A 3,124-nucleotide genomic window follows, 5' to 3' on the forward strand; every position below is an offset into this window, starting at 1 on the left:
GGTGGCCGAGAAGATGGGCGTCTCCAGGCTCTCGAAGGACCAGGTGAGCGCCATCGCCTCGAGCCTGGACGCAGACATCGAGGACCTATGCGGAAGGCCGCTCGGCGGCTCTGTATTCCGTAACATCTAAATCGACAAAAACGGCAGCATAAAGTCGACACTTCCCGCAAGGGGCATGCTGACCAGATCGCAGGGCTATCTTGGTGGTGCTTCGTATCTACCAAAGGAGGCCCGGAGAGGAAATGATCAGCATGACCGATAAGAATTCTATACGCCTGCTGTGGCGGCAGGGGGACAGCGTCGCCGAGATCGCGCGCAAGACCGGCGTGAGCCGGGACACCGTCTACAAGTACCGCGACATGGACGACTTCAGCCCCAAGCCGCCCGCGAGGCGGGCGCAGGGCTCAAAGCTCGACCCGTACAGGCCCCTGATCGAGTCCTGGCTCGACGACGACATGCGCAGCGGACGCAAGCAGCGCCATACCGCAAAGCGCGTCCACGACAGGCTCGTCTCCGAGTGCGGCGCCGACGTCTCCGTCAGCACCGTGGAGCGGTGCGTCAGGGAGATTAGGGCCCGCCGCTCGGCGGAGGCGGCCGACGCCCAGTACCTCGACCTCGTCTGGGGCCCCGGCGAGGCGCAGGCCGACTTCGGCGAGGCCGACTTCTACGTGAGGGGGATGCGGACCACGCTGAGCTTCTTCGTGATGACGTTCCCGTACTCCAACGTCGGGCTGGCCCAGGTCTTCCCGGGCGAGACGTCGGAGTGCGTCTGCCAGGCCCTGCGCAACGTCTTCGAGCACGTCGGCGGCGTGCCGACCAAGATCGTCTTCGACAACGCGACCGGCGTCGGCCGCCGCGTCGGCGGCGGGGTCCGGACGACCGAGCTGTTCGCCGCCTGCAGCGCCCACTACGGCTTCCGCTTCAGGTTCTGCAACCCCCGCTCGGGCAACGAGAAGGGCAGCGTCGAGAACAAGGTGGGCTGCGTGCGCCGCAACCTCTTCGTCCCCGTCCCCCAGCTGTGGGACGCCGGCGCCTTCAACCGCAGGCTGCTCGAGCGCAGCCTCGCCATGTCCGACAAGCCCCACTGGATAAAGGGCGAGCGCGAGCTCGATCTCTTCGAGGCCGACAGGCTGGCGATGCTCGGGCTGCCGGCCAAGCCCCTCGACTGCGTCACCTACGTCTCTCGCACCGCCGACAAGAAGGGCAAGGTCTCGGTCGGCGAGAGGGGCCGCCACCTCTACTCCACGCACCCGTCGCTCTCGCGCCGCAGGCTCACGGTCGGCCTGCGGGCGACGACCGTGAGCGTCTACGACCCCGACAGCGGCGAGCTCGTCTGCGAGCACCCCAGGGCCTACGGCAGCGCCCCGACCGACACGTCCGACCCCGCCTCGCAGCTCGCCCTGCTGGCGTGGAACGCCGGCGGCTGGGAGAACAGCAGGGTGAGGGAGGCGCTCCCCGACGAGCTCAGGGAGCATATGGACTCACTGGACAGGGCGGGCCTGAAGGCCGAGCTGAGGGTGATGCGCGACCAGGCGGCCACCTCCGGATGGGAGGCCACGCTGCAGGCGGTGCGCCTCGCCTACGAGGCGACCGGCCGCATCGACGAGGCGTCGGTCGCCGTCAGCGCGGCGCGCGCCGCCACGGGGACCGTCACCTACGACGAGCCCGTGGACCTCGGCGTCTACGACGGCTTCATGGGGGTGGCGTAGATGGCCAGGGCCGCATGCCCCGACAGGCGCCTGCTCGAGTCCTCGCTGAGGGGCAAGGCGCGCTCGATGCTGTTCTCGAACAGCGTCGTCGACGAGTTCTGCGAGGAGGCAACGCTCCCCGAGATGAGGGCGGTCGAGGGCCTGCTGGCCAGGCAGATGGAGGTCAGGGCCGCCAACCAGCTGGAGAGGAGGATGCGCAGGGCGAGGTTCCCCGCGGCCAAGTCGCTCGACGGCTACGACTTCTCCCAGGTCTCGTTCCCCGACGGCTACGGGGAGGCCGACCTCAGGTCGCTCGCCTTCATCGACGCGTGCCAGGACTTCGTCTTCCACGGGAAGACGGGCAGGGGCAAGACCCACCTCGCCATCGCGGTCGGCGCCGCCGCCGTCAGGGCCGGCAAGTCCGTGAGGTTCTTCACCGTCGCGCAGCTCGTGATGCACCTGGCCGACGCGCGCGACCGCGGCAGGCTGCGCAGGGAGCTCGACGACCTGCTGTCGGCGGACCTGCTGGTACTCGACGAGCTCGGCTACGTGCCGCTCGACGTCGAGGGGGCGAGGCTGCTGTTCCAGGTCATGTCGGCCCCCGAGGGCACCCAGAGCCTCATAGTCACCACCAACATAGAGTTCAGCAGGTGGGGCACGGTGTTCGGCGACGACAAGATGGCCGCGGCCGTCGTGGACAGGCTCGTCTACACGGGCAGGCTGGTGGAGTTCAACGGCGCCAGCTACAGGATGGAAAACGCGCTGATGCTCGGGAAGGGTGAGGCCGAATGAGGTACGCCGCGGAGGACTGCCCGGTGAACAGGATGAAGGACCGCGACGCCGGCGCCTGGGACGCGCAGGCGCTCTGCGGGCTCTTCCAGTGCCCGGGCTGCGGGCTGACGCCGGACCACCCGCTGATGACGGGCGAGCGGGGCGGGATGGAGGAGGTGCCCCCGGAGGACTGGGAGATACCGTTCTAGGCAGCGGGCGGGCCGGCCGCGACGGCGCCGGCCCGCCCGGAGGCGGTCAGCATGAGGGTGTCGAAATTCGACAGACGTATTTGTCGATTTTTACTTGACGGAACACACGGCTCGCCGGTGCCCTACGTCTGGCTCGACGCGACCTACGTCAAGTGCCGCCGCGGGGGGCGCGTCGCCTCCACCGCCGTGGTCACCGCCATCGGCTGCGATGCGGGCGGCTGGAGGCGCGTCCTCGGTGTCGACGTGGTTGACACCGAGTCTTACGACTCGTGGCTCGCCTTCCTGCGGGCTATCCGCTCGCGCGGGGCGGCGGGCGTGCGGCTCGTCGTCTCGGACGCCCACCCGGGGCTCGTCCGGGCGCTCGGCGAGGTCTTCCAGGGCGCCGCGTGGCAGCGCTGCGCGGTCCACCTCATGCGCGACTGCATGCGCGAGGCCGGCTCCTGGCAGCTCAGGCGC

General features: G+C 69.3%; 3 protein-coding genes and 1 pseudogene. All 4 read left to right on the top strand.

What is annotated here, in order from left to right:
- Positions 1-251: 251 nt before the first annotated feature.
- Positions 252-1,709, top strand: coding sequence for an IS21 family transposase (gene istA, locus ACTQ1E_RS08730; RefSeq protein WP_082421957.1), 1,458 nt, complete (start codon positions 252-254; stop codon positions 1,707-1,709).
- Positions 1,710-1,775: 66 nt separating this feature from the next.
- Positions 1,776-2,480: an IS21-like element helper ATPase IstB gene (istB, locus tag ACTQ1E_RS08735; RefSeq protein ID WP_055287500.1), complete on the top strand. Its 705-nt coding sequence runs from the start codon at positions 1,776-1,778 to the stop codon at positions 2,478-2,480.
- On the top strand, positions 2,477-2,668 hold the full coding sequence (locus tag ACTQ1E_RS08740) for a hypothetical protein (RefSeq protein WP_055287498.1): 192 nt from the start codon (positions 2,477-2,479) through the stop codon (positions 2,666-2,668). Before istB ends, ACTQ1E_RS08740 begins: the two co-directional genes overlap by 4 nt.
- A 117-nt stretch (positions 2,669-2,785) precedes the next feature.
- Positions 2,786-3,124: pseudogene (locus tag ACTQ1E_RS08745) on the top strand (transposase); the annotation flags it as partial.

The organism is Collinsella sp. LCP21S3_C7 (assembly GCF_052118485.1).
Classification (GTDB): domain Bacteria; phylum Actinomycetota; class Coriobacteriia; order Coriobacteriales; family Coriobacteriaceae; genus Collinsella.

Excerpts from the sequence above, each read along its gene's own strand:
- istA (WP_082421957.1), top strand. The coding sequence starts at position 252 with ATGACCGATAAGAATTCTATACGCCTGCTGTGGCGGCAGGGGGACAGC.
- istB (WP_055287500.1), top strand. The coding sequence starts at position 1,776 with ATGCTGTTCTCGAACAGCGTCGTCGACGAGTTCTGCGAGGAGGCAACG.
- ACTQ1E_RS08740 (WP_055287498.1), top strand. The coding sequence starts at position 2,477 with ATGAGGTACGCCGCGGAGGACTGCCCGGTGAACAGGATGAAGGACCGC.